The sequence below is a fragment of the Micromonospora citrea genome, from assembly GCF_049629545.1.
In the GTDB taxonomy this organism is placed as follows: Bacteria; Actinomycetota; Actinomycetes; order Mycobacteriales; family Micromonosporaceae; genus Micromonospora; species Micromonospora citrea_A.
The window spans coordinates 1-16,917 of record NZ_JBNADX010000017.1; the positions used below are offsets into that span (position 1 = coordinate 1).

The 16,917-nt window shown below is 73.7% G+C and carries 15 protein-coding genes; 4 read left to right on the forward strand and 11 right to left on the reverse strand.

Features of this window, described 5'->3' with window-relative positions; genetic code table 11:
• The first annotated feature begins 151 nt into the window (after positions 1-151).
• A complete protein-coding gene (locus tag ACPFP2_RS18785) occupies positions 152-796 on the forward strand; it encodes a C39 family peptidase (RefSeq protein ID WP_424090478.1) in 645 nt (214 codons plus the stop codon).
• A gap of 242 nt (positions 797-1,038) precedes the next feature.
• Here the strand turns inward: ACPFP2_RS18785 and ACPFP2_RS18790 are convergent, their stop codons facing one another.
• Entirely contained in the window at positions 1,039-1,398 is a 360-nt protein-coding gene (locus ACPFP2_RS18790; protein WP_424090479.1) for a glyoxalase, read from the reverse strand.
• A 160-nt stretch (positions 1,399-1,558) separates the two neighbouring features.
• On the opposite strand from ACPFP2_RS18790, the gene ACPFP2_RS18795 reads away from it, so the two are divergent.
• Both ACPFP2_RS18795 and ACPFP2_RS18800 read left to right on the forward strand, forming a co-directional pair.
• The gene (locus ACPFP2_RS18795; protein ID WP_424090480.1) at positions 1,559-4,414 is read left to right on the forward strand and encodes an aconitate hydratase; all 2,856 of its coding nucleotides are present in this window, start codon (positions 1,559-1,561) and stop codon (positions 4,412-4,414) included.
• A gap of 121 nt (positions 4,415-4,535) precedes the next feature.
• Complete coding sequence (locus tag ACPFP2_RS18800) at positions 4,536-5,312, forward strand: hypothetical protein (RefSeq protein ID WP_424090481.1); 777 nt, start codon at positions 4,536-4,538, stop codon at positions 5,310-5,312.
• 51 nt (positions 5,313-5,363) lie between these two features.
• On the opposite strand, the gene ACPFP2_RS18805 is transcribed toward ACPFP2_RS18800, so the two are convergent.
• The 7 genes from ACPFP2_RS18805 to ACPFP2_RS18835 all read right to left on the reverse strand — a co-directional run bounded on the left by ACPFP2_RS18805 (position 5,364) and on the right by ACPFP2_RS18835 (position 13,362).
• Positions 5,364-5,969 carry a GTP-binding protein gene (locus ACPFP2_RS18805; RefSeq protein WP_424090482.1) on the reverse strand — a complete coding sequence of 202 codons (606 nt, stop codon included), beginning with the start codon at positions 5,967-5,969 and terminating at the stop codon, positions 5,364-5,366.
• A complete protein-coding gene (locus ACPFP2_RS18810; protein WP_424090483.1) occupies positions 5,950-6,336 on the reverse strand; it encodes a DUF742 domain-containing protein in 387 nt (128 codons plus the stop codon). The genes ACPFP2_RS18805 and ACPFP2_RS18810 overlap by 20 nt, the downstream gene beginning before the upstream one ends.
• Positions 6,337-6,340: 4 nt before the next feature.
• Positions 6,341-6,763, reverse strand: coding sequence for a roadblock/LC7 domain-containing protein (locus tag ACPFP2_RS18815; RefSeq protein ID WP_088975097.1), 423 nt, complete (start codon positions 6,761-6,763; stop codon positions 6,341-6,343).
• 84 nt (positions 6,764-6,847) lie between these two features.
• Positions 6,848-9,391: a nitrate- and nitrite sensing domain-containing protein gene (locus ACPFP2_RS18820; protein WP_424090484.1), complete on the reverse strand. Its 2,544-nt coding sequence runs from the start codon at positions 9,389-9,391 to the stop codon at positions 6,848-6,850.
• 88 nt (positions 9,392-9,479) lie between these two features.
• Positions 9,480-11,078 carry a prenyltransferase gene (locus ACPFP2_RS18825; RefSeq protein ID WP_424090485.1) on the reverse strand — a complete coding sequence of 533 codons (1,599 nt, stop codon included), beginning with the start codon at positions 11,076-11,078 and terminating at the stop codon, positions 9,480-9,482.
• Positions 11,075-11,974, reverse strand: a complete 900-nt coding sequence (locus ACPFP2_RS18830; RefSeq protein WP_424090486.1) for a terpene synthase family protein — start codon at positions 11,972-11,974, stop codon at positions 11,075-11,077. The genes ACPFP2_RS18825 and ACPFP2_RS18830 overlap by 4 nt, the downstream gene beginning before the upstream one ends.
• 5 nt (positions 11,975-11,979) lie before the next feature.
• Entirely contained in the window at positions 11,980-13,362 is a 1,383-nt protein-coding gene (locus tag ACPFP2_RS18835; RefSeq protein WP_424090487.1) for a cytochrome P450, read from the reverse strand.
• Between the two features lie 495 nt (positions 13,363-13,857).
• Here ACPFP2_RS18835 and ACPFP2_RS18840 point away from each other — a divergent pair, with 495 nt between their 5' ends.
• Positions 13,858-14,106 (forward strand): DUF2630 family protein, encoded by a 249-nt coding sequence (locus ACPFP2_RS18840; protein ID WP_088975100.1) that lies wholly within the window; start codon positions 13,858-13,860, stop codon positions 14,104-14,106.
• A 55-nt stretch (positions 14,107-14,161) separates the two neighbouring features.
• On the opposite strand, the gene ACPFP2_RS18845 is transcribed toward ACPFP2_RS18840, so the two are convergent.
• The 3 genes from ACPFP2_RS18845 to ACPFP2_RS18855 all read right to left on the reverse strand — a co-directional run bounded on the left by ACPFP2_RS18845 (position 14,162) and on the right by ACPFP2_RS18855 (position 16,872).
• Positions 14,162-15,091, reverse strand: a complete 930-nt coding sequence (locus tag ACPFP2_RS18845; protein ID WP_424090488.1) for a serine protein kinase RIO — start codon at positions 15,089-15,091, stop codon at positions 14,162-14,164.
• A 202-nt stretch (positions 15,092-15,293) separates the two neighbouring features.
• A complete protein-coding gene (locus ACPFP2_RS18850; RefSeq protein WP_424090489.1) occupies positions 15,294-15,938 on the reverse strand; it encodes an HAD family hydrolase in 645 nt (214 codons plus the stop codon).
• A gap of 61 nt (positions 15,939-15,999) precedes the next feature.
• Positions 16,000-16,872, reverse strand: a complete 873-nt coding sequence (locus ACPFP2_RS18855; protein WP_424090490.1) for a carbon-nitrogen hydrolase family protein — start codon at positions 16,870-16,872, stop codon at positions 16,000-16,002.
• Between the last annotated feature and the right edge of the window lie 45 nt (positions 16,873-16,917).

Below are 16,917 nucleotides of genomic sequence, written 5' to 3' on the forward strand. Positions count from 1 at the left end.
CCCCCGGACACCCGAGCAGGCCCCGCCGCCAGGCGTCCCCCCGGACCCCGCGCAGGCACCGCCGCCGGAGACGTCCCCCGAACCTCCCCCTTTGCGGCACACCGCCCCCCAGCGCACTGCCGCATCCCCCTGACGCAGAAGGAGCATCCCCATGCGTACCGACATCCTGCGCAAGACCGCCCTGACCGCCCTGACCATCACCGCCACCGCCGGTGGCATCGCCGGCCCCGCCCTGGCCGCCCACGCTGCCCCCACCGACAAGCCGGTGCAGGCCGAGCGCAAGCCCGGCGACGAACGACAGCTCAAGGTCGACTACGAAGCCCAGCCCAACTTCTACTACTGCGGCCCCGCCGCCACCCGCAACGCCCTGAGCGTGCAGGGCAAGGACATCGACGTCGACGCCATGGCCAAGATCATGGGCACCACCGAGAACGGCACCAACAGCATCAACGACATCACCCCCGTCCTGAACAAGGAAACCGGCCGCGACGCCTACCGCAGCGTCGAGATCAAGACCCCCAAGGCCGATGACAAGCAGACCGACACCATGCGCGCCGACATCGTCGCCGCCATCAACGACGGCCACGCCATCGTCGTCAACATCGCCGGCACCGCCACCGACACCGACGGCGGCACCCACTCCTTCGAAGGCGGCCACTACATCAGCGTCACCGGCTACCGCGACAACGGCAACACCGTCACCATCGCCGACTCCGCCAACCCGAACACCGCCACCTACCAGATGGACATCGACACCCTCGCCGACTGGGCCGCCACCCGCGGCTACTCCCACTGACCAACACACCGAAGGGCCGACCCCCACCCGGGGGCCGGCCCTTCGGCGTATCCGTCCCTGGCGCCCCGGTCCCCACCGGCAGCGTCCGGGGCCGGCCGTCGGGTGGTGGCCCCGGGGCGGCACCACCGTCCGGTCCCGGCCAGGTGTCGACGACGACCACGGCGAGCCGGGCCCGGCAGGACAGCCGTGGGTGCCGTCGAGGTCGTCGCGCCCGGACCGGTGTCCCGGGCGACCGGCGGCGGTCAGCCGGGTACGGGGGCGACGAACTCCAGGCGGTTGCCGTGGGCGTCGTGGGTGTGGAAGCGACGCAGGCCGGGCAGTTCGTCGTCACCCCAGGTGACCGGGTGCCCGGCGCCGGCCAGCCGGGCGGCGAGGTCGTCGAGGTCGGGGCGCAGCAGTGCCGGGTGGGCCTTGCGGGCGGGTCGGAAATCGTCCTCGACACCGAGGTGCAGTTCCGCGCCGTACCCGGTGAACCAGCACCCACCGCGGGCGGCGAGGGCCGGCGGTTTGGGCTTCTCGGTCATGCCGAGCAGGCCGGCGTAGAAGGCCCGGGAGGCCTCCTCGGAGCCGCGTGGGCAGGCGAGCTGAACGTGATGGATCATGGTGGCACCTCCTCGTCCCGAACCCTGGCACGAGGTTGCGTGAATAGCAAGACGGACGTACGGTTTTGTAGACGACGACAATCGGCGGTAAGTGTCACCTAACCTGGGCGGCGCTCCGGCCGGTGCGACAGACTGCTCAGGACTACTCACGGTCGCTGGTGTGAAGGAGTACGACGTGGCGAGCCTCGACACCTTCGGTGCGAAGACCCAGCTACGCGTCGGAGACGCGAGCTACGAGATTTTCAAGATCGGCAAGGTGGAGGGGCACGACCGGCTGCCCTACAGCCTGAAGATCCTGCTGGAGAACCTGCTGCGGACCGAGGACGGCGCGAACATCACCGCCGACCACATCCGCCAGCTCGGCGGGTGGGACCCCACCGCCGACCCGAGCGTGGAGATCCAGTTCACCCCGGCGCGGGTGCTCATGCAGGACTTCACCGGCGTCCCCTGCGTCGTGGACCTGGCCACCATGCGCGAGGCGGTACGCGACCTCGGCGGCGACGCCAGCAAGGTCAACCCGCTCGCGCCGGCCGAGCTGGTCATCGACCACTCCGTCATCGCCGACCTGTTCGGCCGTGAGGACGCCTTCGAGCGCAACGTCGAGCTGGAGTACGAGCGCAACAAGGAGCGCTACCAGTTCCTGCGCTGGGGCCAGACCGCGTTCAACGAGTTCAAGGTCGTCCCGCCGGGCACCGGCATCGTGCACCAGGTCAACATCGAATACCTGGCCCGTACGATCATGGAGCGCAACGGCCAGGCGTACCCGGACACCGTGGTCGGCACCGACTCGCACACCACCATGGTCAACGGCCTGGGCGTGCTGGGCTGGGGCGTCGGCGGCATCGAGGCCGAGGCCGCGATGCTCGGCCAGCCGGTCAGCATGCTCATCCCGCGGGTCGTCGGCTTCAAGCTCTCCGGTGAGATGCCGGCCGGCACCACCGCCACCGACCTGGTGCTCACCATCACCGAGATGCTGCGCAAGCACGGCGTCGTCGGCAAGTTCGTCGAGTTCTACGGTCCGGGCGTGAGCGCGGTGCCGCTGGCCAACCGGGCCACCATCGGCAACATGTCCCCGGAGTACGGCTCCACCGTGGCGATCTTCCCGATCGACGCCGAGACCGTCCGCTACCTGGAGCTGACCGGCCGCGACCCGCAGCAGGTCGCGCTCGTCGAGGCGTACGCCAAGGAGCAGGGCCTCTGGCACGACCCGGACCACGAGCCGGAGTACTCCGAGCGGCTGGAGCTCGACCTGAGCACCATCGAGCCGTCCCTGGCCGGCCCGAAGCGCCCGCAGGACCGGGTGCCGCTGGGCAGCGCCAAGACGCTGTTCCGCTCCGCCCTCACCGACTACGTCGCCGCCGACGAGACCGGTGGCGACCCCGGCCGCAAGCCGGGCGTGCCGCAGCTGGAGGCGCCGTTCGGCACCGAGGGCCCGGCCGACGAGGCCAGCGCCGAGTCGTTCCCGGCCAGCGACGCCCCGGCCAACGGGGTCAACGACCCGGCCGACGCCCCGCGCGACCTGGAGACCGCCGCCGTCGGTGCGGGCGGACGCGCCAGCAACCCGGTCCGGGTCACCAGCGCCGACGGCGTCGAGTACGAGCTGGACCACGGCGCCGTGGTGATCGCCGCGATCACCTCCTGCACCAACACCTCGAACCCGCAGGTCATGATCGGCGCCGCCCTGCTCGCCCGCAACGCGGTCGACAAGGGCCTGGCCCGCAAGCCGTGGGTGAAGACCACCCTGGCCCCGGGCTCCAAGGTCGTCATGGACTACTACGACCGCGCCGGCCTGACCCCGTACCTGGAGAAGCTCGGCTTCAACCTGGTCGGCTACGGCTGCACCACCTGCATCGGCAACTCCGGCCCGCTGCCGGAGGAGGTCTCCGCCGCCGTGAACGAGGGCGACCTGGCCGTCGTCTCCGTGCTGTCGGGCAACCGGAACTTCGAGGGCCGGATCAACCCGGACGTCAAGATGAACTACCTGGCGTCCCCGCCGCTGGTGGTCGCGTACGCGCTGGCCGGCACGATGGACATCGACCTGGCCAACGAGCCGATCGGCGAGGACACCGAGGGCAACCCGGTCTTCCTGCGCGACATCTGGCCGAACAGCGCCGAGATCCAGGACGTCATCGCCTCGGCGATCGGCGCGACCGGCTTCAGCGCCGCGTACGCCGACGTGTTCGCCGGTGACGAGCGCTGGCAGTCGCTGCCCACCCCGACGGGCGACACCTTCGCCTGGGAGGGCGAGTCCACCTACGTCCGCAAGCCCCCGTACTTCGAGGGCATGCAGCGGGACCCGAAGCCGGTGCAGGACATCGCCGGCGCCCGGGTGCTGGCCAAGCTGGGCGACTCGGTCACCACCGACCACATCTCCCCGGCCGGCTCGATCAAGGCCGACTCCCCCGCCGGCACGTACCTCGCCGAGCACGGCGTGCCGCGCCACGAGTTCAACTCGTACGGCTCGCGCCGGGGCAACCACGAGGTGATGATCCGGGGCACCTTCGCCAACATCCGGCTGCGCAACCAGCTCGTGCCGGGCGTCGAGGGCGGCTTCACGGTCAACCACCTGACCGGCGAGCAGAGCTCGATCTACGACGCCTCGATGGCCTACCAGGAGGCGGGCGTGCCGCTGGTCATCCTGGCCGGCAAGGAGTACGGCTCCGGCTCGTCGCGCGACTGGGCGGCCAAGGGCACCATGCTGCTCGGCGTGAAGGCGGTCATCGCCGAGTCGTACGAGCGGATCCACCGCTCCAACCTGATCGGCATGGGCGTCCTGCCGCTGCAGTTCCCGGTGGACACCACCGCCGAGTCGCTGGGCCTGACCGGCACGGAGACCTTCTCCGTCTCCGGCGTGACGGCGCTGAACGACGGCGAGACCCCGCGTACCGTCAAGGTCACCACGGACACCGGTGTCGAGTTCGACGCGGTGGTCCGGATCGACACCCCGGGTGAGGCGGACTACTACCGCCACGGCGGCATCCTGCAGTACGTGCTGCGCCGCATGATCGCCAGCTGATCCCGCACGACCGGCGAAGGGCCGCTCCCCGTTCCGACGGGGAGCGGCCCTTCGCCGTACCGTGCTCATCGACGCGGCGAATGCAGGTGCGGCCGCCGACGGGCGTCGGTAGCCTGCCGGCGTGGGGCTCGACGCGTTCGTGTACTGCCGCTGCTGGCAGGACGGACTCGCCGCGCCGTGCCCGGTCGGCCCGGTCGGCTTCGACGAGGACGGTCACCTCGCCCTGTTGCAGCCCTGGGAGGACGATCCGGCGGCGCACCACGCGTTCGACGCCTGGCTGGTGCGGACCTGCCCACACGAACTGATGGAGCAGGCGAGCGAGGGCGTGGCCAACTGGACCGGCGTACGGCTCTTCCAGCAGGCGTTGCGCTCGGTCGGGAGGGAGCGTTTCCCGACCCTGGCCGCCGGCCTGCCGGACGACAACAGCGGCCGGCTGTCGCCCGAGCAGGCCACGGCGGCCCTGGCCGAGCTGGACGAGTTCCGGGAGAGCCGGATCACGGACGAGGTCGTGCTGGTCGACGAGGCGACCGGCCGGGAGGTGATGACGTACGTCGCGGTGTACCACGGGGTGTTCATGTTCGGGCCGGGCTGGCAGGCCGGCGTGGACCCGGACGGCTTCTTCGTCCTCGACACCGGAGCGGACCCGCCGGTCACGCTGTTCCGGGCCACCCGGTTCACGCAGCGGGTGCTGCTCGACGGCCGGGTGGAACTCGTCGGCGACGACTCGCGGACCGTCGTGGCGATGAGGCCGGTGGGCAGGAACGGAACGCCTCCGCCCGAGCGCCTCGCGGTACGGGTTCGGACCCGGTGCGCCGACGACTACGCCTACATCGTCGAGCCGCTGCGCCGGCTCTGCGCGGCGGCGGTGGCCACCGGCAACCCGGTGATGTGGGCCTGATCCTCACCCACGACCTCGCCACCGGGCCGGTGCCGGACGCACCCGCCGAGGTCAGTCGCCGCCGGCGCGCCGCGAGTCCCGCGACTTCATCGCGTGCTCCAGCAGCGTGATCAGCACGTCCCGGCTGGACTGCCGCTGCCGGGCGTCGCAGAGCACCACCGGCACGCCGGGGTCGAGGTTCAGCGCGGCCTGCACCTCGTCCAACCGGTAGCGCCGCGCCCCATCGAAGCAGTTCACCGCCACCACGAACGGCGTGCCGCGCTCCTCGAAGTAGTCGATCGACGGGAAGCAGTCGGCCAGCCGCCGGGTGTCGGCCAGCACGACCGCGCCGATCGCCCCGAGGGCCAACTCGTCCCAGACGAACCAGAACCGGTCCTGCCCGGGAGTGCCGAAGAGGTAGAGCACCAGGTCGGGGCTGATCGTGATCCGACCGAAGTCCATCGCCACCGTGGTGGTGGTCTTCCCCTCCACCCCGGACAGGTCGTCGACCCCGATGCCCGTCTCGGTGAGCACCTCCTCGGTGCGCAGCGGCTTGGTCTCGCTCACCGCCCCGACCAGGGTCGTCTTGCCCGCTCCGAAGCCACCGGCGATCAGGATCTTGATCGCGGTGGGCAGCGGGGGCGCGCCCGCCGGCCGCTCAGAGTGCCCGTAGTCCATTGATAACCGCCTCGAATACGCTCTCATCGGGTAGGCCGGCACTGCCCCGGGGCGGCCGGACCTGGACCAGGTCGCGGGCCATCAGATCACCCAGCAGGACCCGGACGGTGCCCACCGGCAGGTCCAGGTGGGCGGCGACCTCCGCCACGGACTGCATCCGCTGGCAGAGCGCGACGATCGCCACGTGCTCCGGGCCCAGCCCGGACTCGCCGACGACGTCCACGCGGGTCGCCGTGACCAGGGAGATCAGGTCGAACGTGCCGGTGACCGGGCGGGCCCGACCCCGGGTCACCGCGTACGGGCGGACCACCGGGCCCGCGTGGTCGTCGACCCACCTGTCCTCTGCGGAACCGCCCTCGACCGTCATGCCGTTACTTCCCGCCGGCCGGCTGGTCGAGCCCCCGGGTCGGTGACGCGACGAACTTGCCCACCCGGGTCACCAGCATCGCCATCTCGTACGCGATCAGTCCGACGTCCGCGTCCTCCGAGGCGAGCACCGCCAGGCAGGCGTTACGCCCGGCCGCCGTGACGAACAGGAACGACGACTGCATCTCGATGATGGTCTGCTGGACCTGCCCACCACCGAACCGCTTGCCCGCGCCCCGGGCCAGGCTCTGGATCCCGGCCGCCATCGCCGCCAGGTGCTCGCCGTCGTCCCGGCTCAGCCCCTGCGAGGAGGCCATCAGCAAGCCGTCCGAGGAGAGCGCCACGGCGTGTTCGGCCTGCTTCACCCGGCCGACCAGATCGTCCAGCAGCCACGTCAGGTCGGCACTCGAAGCCGTCTTCTGCACCACTCGCGTCCTCTTCTCCCCCGGCTGGTGTCGCCGTTGCTCGGTTGCCGTGCGCCGTCGCGCCTCGGCGCGGCCGTCCCGCCGCCGTCAGGTCGCCTGCCCGTCCCCGGTGTCCGGCCCGTTGCCGGCCCGCGCCCCGGCGGTGGAACCACCGAGGAGTCGGGCGGCGTCGGTGCGGCCACGCCGGGTCCCCGTCTGGTACGAACTCATCATCCGCCGCACCTGCTCCGGCGGACGCGGCGCCTGCTCCTCGGTCTCGTCGTCCGCGGCGGTGTCCGCCGGGTCGGCCCGCAACTCCGGCGCGATGCTCGCCTGCCGTACCCGCACCGGCAGTCCGGCATCGGTCACCGGGCCGGCGGTGGCCGCCGGCTCGGCCGGGACCGGGTCACCGGGCGGGGTCGGAGCGCCGCCACCGCCGTCCTGCGCCGCCGCCACCGGCGCCGCCGGCTCCGAGGTGGACGGTCGGACGGTCGGCAGGGCGATCGGCACGGTCGGGCCGGTCAGCGCGCCCTGCCCCGGGCGGGTCCGGGTCCGGGTCGGCAGCCCCGACTCGGTCACCGGCGGGGTGGGACGCTCCGAGGTGGAGGCGCGTCGCGCCCGCACCGGCAGCACCGCCGGCTCCTCGTCGACCCCGGCCGGTGCGGGCCGCGGCACGGCGGGCGCGTCGATCGCCGGCGTCGGCACGTCGTCGCCGGCCCGCCTCGCGTCGAGCCCGGCGCCGGTCGGGAAGCCGCCGGAGGCGCTCGGGTCCTCGCCGGTCTCGACCAGGGCCGCCGGAATAAGCACGACGGCGGTGGTGCCGCCGTACGCGGACTCCTTGAGGCCCACCTTGACCCCGTGCCGCTCGGTCAGCCGGCTCACCACGTACAGGCCCAGCCGGGAGGCGTTGGCCAGGTTCAGCTCCGAGCGGTCCACGATGCGGTGGTTGGCGGCGGCCAGGTCCTCCGCGGTCATGCCGAGGCCGCGGTCCTCGATCTCGATGGCGAAGCCGTTGGCCACCAACTGCCCGCGCACCTCCACCGAGGTGTGCGGCGGGGAGAAGGTCAAACCGTTCTCGATCAGCTCGGCCAGCAGGTGGATGACGTCACCGACCGCGCGCCCGGCCAGCGAGACCGGGCCCAGCGACAGCACGTTGACCCGGGTGTAGTCCTCGACCTCGGCGACCGCGCCGCGCACCACGTCCACCATGGGCACGTTGCGCCGCCAGGCACGGCCCGGGGTCGAGCCGGAGAGCACGATCAGGTTCTCGGCGTTGCGTCGCATCCGGGTGGCCAGGTGGTCCACCCGGAACAGGTCCTCCAGCTCCTCGGCGTCGTGTTCGCGCCGCTCCATCGCGTCGAGCAGGGTGAGCTGGCGGTGCACCAGCGCCTGGGTGCGCCGGGCCAGGCTGAGGAAGACCTCACGCACGTTGCGGCGCAGCTCGGCCTGCTCGACCGCGGTTCGCACGGCGGTCTCCTGCACGACGTTGAACGCCTTGCCCACCTGGCCGATCTCGTCGTCGCCGAACTCCAGGGGTGGGGCCTCCTTGGCGACGTCGACCTGATCGCCCCGGCCGAGCCGTTCCACCACCCCGGGCAGCCGTTCGTTGGCCAGCGTGAAGGCGGCCTCGCGGAGCCGTTCGAGCTGCCGGACCAGGGCGCGGGCGGTGGTGATCGAGACGACCACCGAGGCGATGACGGCGATCAGGCCCAGACCAGCCGCGAGCACCATCCGGATGATCACCCAGACCGCCACCGGGGTGGCCCGGTCGACCAGCGCGTCACCGCTGGCCAGCACGGCGGCCTCCTGGTCGTCCAGGGCCGGGTCGATGGCCGCCTGCCAGGCGTCCGCCTCGACCGGCAGCGGGGCGTTGGGGCGGCCTTCGCGGATCAGCCGGTCCTCCAGGGCCCGCAGCCGACCGAAGGACTCGCCCTCGGTCATGGCGACGTACCGGTCCCGGTCGGCGGCGGGCAGCTCGGCCAGGGCCTCCTGGGCCAGGAACCGCTGCGCGCCCACCAGGTGGGCGAACTGGGCGTACTCCTTGTCGTTGATCCGGCCGGCCGCGGCGACCCCGGCGAAGAGGGCGTCCTCCTGGGACATCAGCTCCCGGACCCGGACGAGCTGGGTGAGGGTGGCGGTGTCCTTGGCGATCTGCTCGTCGTCGAGCTTGCCGAGCGAGGCGTAGACCCGGAACAGCGAGTCCAGGACCCCGGTGTACGCCGCGGCCGCCCCGGCCCGGTCCACCGAGCGGGCGACCACCGAGTCGCGGACCGGCCCCAGGCCGTCCAGCCCGGCGACCACCTCGTCGATGCGCTGCCCCAACTCGTCGCTGGAGGCGAGCCGGGCCCGCCAACTGCGGGCCGACTCGGCGAAGGAGACGGCCAGCGCCTCGCTGCGCTGCCGCTGCTCCCGCAGCTGCTCCGCCTGCTGCTGGCTCGGGCGGCCCAGGTAGGCCAGGGACATCCGGCGTTCGCGCTGCAACTCGGTGCGCAGCGACTCGCTCGGTTCGGCGACCTGGGCGTCGAGGGTCTGCACACCGAGGACGTTGAGCCCGTCCCGCAGGGTCACCCAGGCCGCGAACGCCCAGAGTGCGGTCAGCGAGACCAGCAGGGCCACAACCTTGGTGCGCAGACTTGCACTGCGGGAACCCATCACACCGTCCCTCGCCGGTCCTGATTCACGTTTCGGGTTGGCCGAAAGCGCGAGCCGGCCCCGGCGCACGCTAGCAGTGTCCGGAACTTCACTCAAGCAGTGCAGACCAGGGGCCGGACGGGCTATAGGGGTGGCCCCGTAACCGCTCAGCTGCCAGCTTGGTGGCGGCCACCACGGCGGCACGGACGATCACATCCGGATGATAGAGATCCTTGTCATGCCACAGTGGAGGATCGTCGCACCCGGCGTCCAGCAGGGACAGCCGCCGGGCCGCCCGGACCACCACCGCGTCGAAGGCCGGGCCGCCGGCCCCGGCGAGCAGCGCCTGGAGGGCGTACGCGGTCTCCTCGGCCGTGCTGCGCCACCGCCCCCAACCGCCGTCCGGGCGCTGGGTGTCGCGCACCCAATCGACCGCCCGGCGCACCGCCGGCCGGGCCGCCGGGCCGCCGTGGTCGTGCAGGGCCAGCACCGCGCAGCAGGTGGCGTAGTAGGGGGAGGCGTGCCAGCGGTCCGTCCACGACCCGTCGGCCCGTTGCTGGTCGAGCAGCCAGCCGGTGAGCCGACGCAGCACCGTCGGGGCGGGCCGGCCGGCGCCCCGGCCGAACGCCTCCAACACGTGCGCGTTGGTGGTCACCGAGGCGCCGTCCTCCCCCCGCCAGGTGCAGAAGTGCGCCCCGGTGTCGTACCGGGACAGGCACGACGGGTCGACCGGCCGACCCAGCCGGGCCAGCGCGTACAGCGTCACGGCGGTGGTGTCCGCGTCGGTGGGCAGGCCGGGCCCGGTCGCGGCGCCGTCGGGGCCGAGCGCGTCGCGCAGGTCGGCGACGACGGCCGGTGGCACCACCAGCGGCACCCCGGCCCGGGCCAGCGTGCTGAGCACCCAGGACCGCTCGAAGACGGTGATCGGGGTGGCGCACGGCACCGGACCGCCGTGCTCGGCGACCACCGCACGCAAATAGTCCACGGTGGCCGGTCGGCTGTCGTCCGGAGTGCCGAGCCAGGCGGCGGTGGCGGCCGGGGACGCGCCCACCGGCCCCGCCGTCGTCGGGACCACGGCGGGCAGCCGACGCGCGGCGGGCCCGAGCACCTCCAGCGCGTGCGCCAGCTTCGGCGGCAGGCCGACGCCGGAGCCGGCCAGCAGGCGGACCCGGTCCAGCCGCCGCCGGTCCAGGCCGGCGGGCAGCGGCGGCGGCCCGGCGTCGCGCCAGCCGGCCAGTCCCGCCGGCGGGTCGGTCAGCCGCTCGCCGATCCGCTCCGCCAGCGCCGGTACGACCAGATCGGCGGCCGGCAGGTCGGGCACCGGGTACGCCGCCGGGCCGGTCGGACCGTGCAGCAGGCGCAACGCCCGGTCGACACCGTGGCGTACCCCGTCGACGGACCAGCCGACCGGCGCGTCCCGGTCGAGCACGGCCAGCAGCCCTTCCACTGCGCTGAGGGTGGGCACCAGGGCGTAGCCCTCCGGGCCGCCCCAGCCGCCGTCGGGCCGCTGCGCGGCCAGCAGGTACCGGATCCGCTCGGCGTGGCGGGTCAGCCAGGGCGCGAGGGAGACCAGCCGGGCCGTCTCGTACACCGACACCGAGGTCCGGCCGGCGGGCCGGGCGACGAGGTCGGCGACCAGTACGGCGGCGGCCTCGGCCGGCCCGGCGTCCTCCGGCGGGGCGCCCCGGGTCAGCGCGCCGGTGCTCACGCCACGCCCCAGAAGTCCGTCGACCGGTAGAAGCCGCTGGTGTAGCCGAGCTGGCGGGTCAGGTAGGCGGCCTCGCGGGGACGGTCGGGACGCAACTCGTCGAGCAGGTCGGTGGCCCGCGCGACCAGTCCGGTCAGCTCCCGTTCGACCACCGACCGGTCGTCGACCAGCCGCAGGGCGTTGAGGTCGCCGGAGCGCCGGTCCCGTTCCCAGGTGGCCAGGTCGTTGACCAGCCGCAGGGCGCGCTGCACGGCGTCGCTGGCGGCGACCAGCCGGTCGAAACGGTCGTGGGCGTCGGCCCCGCCCACCCGGATCCAGTGCGCCACGTTCACCACGGTGCAGGCCAGGTTGTCGGCGTTGGCGAGGTATTCGGCGAGGCCGGGCAGCGGTGCGCCGTCGCGGGCCGCGGCCCGCCAGTGCCACTCCCGCCGCATGGCCGCGCAGGTCCGGCGTACCGCCTCCCGCCAGGCCCCGCCCAGCGTGGCGAAGGCCGGCACGGCGGCCAGCTCGCCGTGCAGCCCGGCGAGGAAGCGGCCCAGCGGGTCGTCGACGTCGGCCGGCTCGCCGTCGGCGACCGCGACCTGCCGGCGGACCAGCAGGTCGAGGTCGGCGGCGGCGGAGGTCTGGTGGTCCACCTGCCAGTCGAGGGCGAAGCCCCAGAGCACCGCCCGGTTGGTCAGCCGCAGTTCCGCCGGGTCGCACCAGGGCGCGCTGAACGCGATGGCGAGGGCGATGCTGCTGGCCAGCGCCCCGTCGAAGGGGCCGTCGGCGAAGAGGTCCGGGTGGGCGGCCAGACAGCGTTGCAGGTCCCGCTGGCCCTGCGCGGCCAGGGCGCAGACCCGTCCGTGCTCGGCGGCCTCGGCCAGTTCGTCGGTGGCCGTCACGACAGCTGTCACGGCGGTCAGGCCAGGGCCGGCTGCCGGTGCGGGGTGAGCATCAGCGGCACCCGCTCCCGGGGACGCAGCGACGCGGCGAGCTGCGGGTGGGGCATCCCGGGCTCGCAGAGCCGGTACCGGAAGCGGCTGAACAGCGTCGCCACGATCAGCGGCGCCTCCAGCTGGAAGAGGTACTGGCCGATGCACTGGTGGGCGCCGCCGCCGAACGGGTAGTAGGCGTACCGGTGGGCACGCCGGGGCCGATCGGGGGCGAACCGCTCCGGATCGAAGACCTCCGGACGGTCCCAGAAGCGGGCCAGCCGCTGGGTGACGTACGGGCTGAGGATGATCGTCGCGCCGGCGGAGATCCGGGTGCCGCCGATGACGTCGTCGGCGACCGCCGTACGCGGCACCAGCCAGCCGGACGGGTACGCCCGGACCAACTCGTCGAGCACCATCCGGGTGTAGCGGAGTCGGCCGAGCTGATCCCGGCTGACCACCTCGCCGGGGCCGACCACCCGGTCGATCTCCTCGTAGAGCCGGGCGGCCACCTCGGGCAACTGCTCCAGCAGGGGGAAGAGCCAGGTGAGCACCACGTAGGTGGTCTCGGTGGTGGTGGCGAAGATGGACACCAGGTCGTCGCGGACCTGCTGCTCGTCCAGCTTGTTGCCGTGCGCGTCGCGGGCCCGGGCCAGCGTGGCGAGGATGTCGTCCCCGCCGTCGCCGCCGGCGCGCTCGGCGCGGACCAGCGGCAGCAGGATGTCGTCGATGTTGCGCACCGCCCGCCGGAACGCCCGGTCCCCGGGCATCGGGACCGCGTCGGGCAGGAACGGGGCGAGCAGCCGGTACCGCAGCGAGGTGGCCACGACGTCCCCCTCGGCGACCACCCGCACACCGTCGGCGACGGAGATCTTGTCGCCGAAGAAGACCCGGATGACGGCCTGGCAGATGATCCGGGAGATCTCCTTGGCCGCGTCGACCGGCGCGCCGTCGCGGGCCGGGGCGGCCAGTTCGTCGACGGCCTCGCTGATCGCCCGACTCAGGTCGTCCACCACCGCGTCGATCCGCTTGGCGGTGAAGTGCGGCTGCAGCCGCCGGCGGCTCGCCTCCCAGGACGGGCCCTCGCCGAGGATCCCGTCGCCGGTCATCTTCCGCACCGACTTCCACATCATGCTGTCGCCGGCGCGGGTGTAGTTGGCGGCGTTGTCACGCAGGACGTGCTGCACGTGCGCCGGCTCGGCCACCAGGTACGGGCGGATGGTGCCCAGGTTGAGCCGGACGACCTGCTCGGGTGCCGCGTCGGCGAGCGCCACCAGGGTGCCCAGCGGGTCGCGGAGCAGCCCGGGCAGGGTACGCCGCAGGGACGCGACGTACGGCGGGCGGAGCGCGGGGGCGGTCGGGTCAGCCACGGCTCACCTGCACGGGTCCTCCTCGCGTCGAGCGCCGCACTGCGCTGCGTACCCCCGTGGTGATCGCAACGTGACGGTCCCGGGAAGCATGCCATCGACGCAGGCACTTTCTCCAGACATCCCGGCGGGAGAAAATTTCACAGTGACCCCCCGAGCATCCACTTCGGACGGTGCCGCGACCCGGTCGGCGCAAGAGATTTCGCTGGTAGCGCCACTCGCCACCGACCGGTCGGTAACCTGAACCCCGGTTGATGCCGAGCGTCACCATGTTGCCCGCGTCATGGCCGGTACGGGTCCCGCGGGCCCGGGTCCCGGGCCCGGGGTCGACGCGCTGCCCGACCGCGGGGGCCGGGCCTGCGCGTACCCGGCCTCGGCGCCGGGGCCCGGCGGGGCGTCGTCCGGCGACGGCGGTCGGGCGGGCGACGGCGGGCGGCCCGGCGACGGCGGTCGGGCGAATCCGGGCGCGCCCGAGCGCCCTGTGCCAGGCTCAGGGGCATGGACGACAAGACCATCCTGAACCGGATCTCGGAACTCGTCGACGAGGAGCACCGGCTGCGCTCCGCGGCGCAGGAACACGAGACCGGCACCGACGACGAGGCCCGGGAGCGGCTGCGCGCGCTGGAGGAGTCGCTGGACCAGTGCTGGGACCTGCTGCGCCGCCGGCGGGCGGCGCGCCAGGCGCACGGCGACCCGGACGCCCAGGGCGAGCGCCCGCTGTCGGAGGTGGAGCGCTACCTGCAGTAGCCGGCGGCTCGCCACGCGCGCCCCGGGCGGTCGGTGGACCGCCCGGGGCGTCGGCTCAGCGGATGCCCGCCTCGCGCAGCAGCAGCCCGGTCAGCTCGCCCGGATCGGCCCCGTCGGGCGGCAGCCCGCGCGCGGCGAACCAGGCGCCCACCACCCGCACGTCCCGGGCCAGGAACTCCGGCCCCTGGGGGTTGGCCACCACGTCGACCACCTGCGGAAGGTCGATCATGACGAGCCGACCCCGGTGCACCAGCAGGTTGTACGGCGACAGGTCACCGTGGGCGTAGCCGGCCCGGGCCAGCACGACCAGGGCGTCGACCAGTTGCTCCCACAGCGACCGCAGCTCGGCGCCCTCGGGGCGCAACTGGGCCAGCCGGGGCGCCGCCGTGCCCTCGTCGGGGTCGCCGACGAACTCCAGCATCAGCTCGGTGCCGATGAGCTGGACCGGGTACGGCACAGCGATCCGGCCGGTGGCCGCGCCGATCTCCCAGAGCCGGGACAGCGCGGCGAACTCGGCCGCCGCCCACTGCCCGGCGATCATCTGCCGCCCGAAGGCGGTCCGCCCGGCCATCGCCCGGTTCTCCCGGGAGCGCCGGACCCGGCGTCCCTCCAGGTAGCCGGCGTCGCGGTGGAAGAGCCGGTGCTGGGCGTCCCGGTAGCGCTTGACGGCCAGCAGGCAGGAACGCCCGGTGTCCGGCACGGCCCGGCGGACGAGGTGGACGTCCGCCTCCTTGCCGGTCTTGAGCACGCCGAGTTCGGTGTCCCGGGCGGCCAGCTCGGTGACCAGCCAGTCCGGGTGGGGTTCGGGCCCGTGCACGGCCTCGTCCCAGGAGGACCAGCGGTCCTCGGGGTCGGGCTCGTCGTCGGGTTCGGCGAGGGCGGGCTCGGCGGCCCGTCCCCGCTTCAGGAACTGTGGTTCGTCGTCGTCGAAGCGGCTCTTGCCGCGGCCACGGCGCTGCGGCGCCGGGAGGTCGTGTTCACGCACTGAGCTGGTGATCCCTTGATCGAGGCTGATGGAGGCAGGTGGTACGACCCTGCGAAGACGGCCATGACCGACCTCCTCTCCTCGACCGGGCACACCCCGGTTGCGCACTCGCGCGGCCCCCATGCTGGTGGGTACGCCGAGCCGGGGTCAACCGAATTACCGCACCGGGTCCACCCGAGGCCGTGCGGGCGCTGCCGGACGCTCAGCCGGCGAGCACGACGGAGACCGCGGCGATCAGCGAGTCCACCGTGCGGGTCGGGGCGAACCGGGCGTCGGACCAGCGGCGTCCCCGGTGCAACCAGACGCTGGGCAGGCCGACGGCGGCGGCCCCGCCGATGTCCGCCTCGGGGCCGTCCCCCACCACCCACGCCCCGCGCAGCGACATCCGGGCCCGTTGCGCGGCGAGCGCGAAGATCCGCGGATTGGGCTTGCTGACCCCGGCCTCCTCGGAGATCACCCAGTCCGCGACGTACCGGTCCAGCCCGGTCCCCCTGATCTTGGCGTCCTCCTGCCGGACCGAGCCGTTGGTGACCACCACCGGCACCCAGCCGGCGTCGTCGGCGATCCGCAGCGCACAGGCGACCAGCGGATCGAGGCGGGTGTTCGCCACCACCCCGTCGCGCAGCTCGTCCACCAGGTCGATGGAGGGGATGCGCAGGTCGTACCGGTCGCGGATGGCGTCGGCGACGTCCCACCGGTCGGTGAGCCCGTCGGCGTCGATGGAGAGCAGCCAGTCGATGTCGGCGCCGGGCGCGCCGATCCCGGCCAGGAAGCGCTCGCCCCACGCGCGGAACGGCCCGGCCCGGTCGAGCAGGGTGTTGTCCAGGTCGAGGAGGAGCAGCGGCACTCGGGCACCTTACGGGAGTGGGCGTCTCGGTCGACAGGGCCGAGCGCCCCGTCGACGTCCGTCAGGCCGGCAGCGCCGTTCGGGGGAACCCCTGGTCGGCGGGTCGGTCGGCGAGCATGGTGTGGGCGGAGCGGGTGGCCGCCAGCACCGCCGGATCGAGCGTGGCGACCAGCACATCCTCGCCGGAGTCGGCGCCCCGGGCCAGCGGGCGGCCCTGCGGGTCGTAGACCGCCGCGCCGCCGTTGAACCGCCACGGCTCGGTGCCGTCGACGGCGTTGGCGAAGACCACGTACATGGTGTTGTCCAGGGCCCGGGCGGCGTAGTAGAGGTCGCGGCGGTGCGCGGACCCGGCCAGGTAGCCGCTCGGGCAGAGGTAGCCGTGCGCGCCGTCGAGCGCGGCGGCCCGGGCGTGCTCGGGGAAGCAGCCGTCGTAGCAGATGCCGAGGCCGAGCCGCCAGCCGTCGACCAGCAGCGACGCGCCCCGCCGGCCGGCGTCGAACAGGTCCCGCTCGCCGCCCCACAGCTGCTGCTTGTCGTACCCGGCCCGGACCGTGCCGGTCGGGTCGACGACCAGGGCGGAGATGGTCCGACGGCCGTCGGGGTGGCGGACCGCCGCGCCGACGACCGCGGTGAGCCGGCCGTCGCGGGCGGCGGCCCGCACCGGGTCGAGCCGGGGGTCGTCGACCGCGCCGTCGCCGGTGGCGGCCACGTCGGTGCCGGCCGGGTCCGCGGCCAGCGTCGGCGGGTGGTACGCCGGCAGGAACAGTTCGGGCAGCACGGCCACCCGGGCGCCCTGCCCGGCGGCCCGGGCGAGCAGCCGGGCGGCGGTCACCGCGTTGCCGGACAGGTCGCCGGGGGTGGGTTCGGCCTGCACCGCGGCAACGGTCAGCGGGGCGGCAGGAAGGGGTGCGGAGGTGACCGGGGGCGTCGTCACCAGGCGATCCTAACCGGATCGGTGAGGACCGCCGTCCCACGACCT

Coding starts and splice junctions, on each gene's coding strand:
- ACPFP2_RS18810 (WP_424090483.1), bottom strand. CDS start 6,336: ATGACGGTCGAGGGCGGTTCCGCAGAGGACAGGTGGGTCGACGACCAC.
- ACPFP2_RS18790 (WP_424090479.1), bottom strand. CDS start 1,398: ATGATCCATCACGTTCAGCTCGCCTGCCCACGCGGCTCCGAGGAGGCC.
- ACPFP2_RS18785 (WP_424090478.1), top strand. CDS start 152: ATGCGTACCGACATCCTGCGCAAGACCGCCCTGACCGCCCTGACCATC.
- ACPFP2_RS18840 (WP_088975100.1), top strand. CDS start 13,858: ATGGACGACAAGACCATCCTGAACCGGATCTCGGAACTCGTCGACGAG.
- ACPFP2_RS18805 (WP_424090482.1), bottom strand. CDS start 5,969: ATGGACTACGGGCACTCTGAGCGGCCGGCGGGCGCGCCCCCGCTGCCC.
- ACPFP2_RS18820 (WP_424090484.1), bottom strand. CDS start 9,391: ATGGGTTCCCGCAGTGCAAGTCTGCGCACCAAGGTTGTGGCCCTGCTG.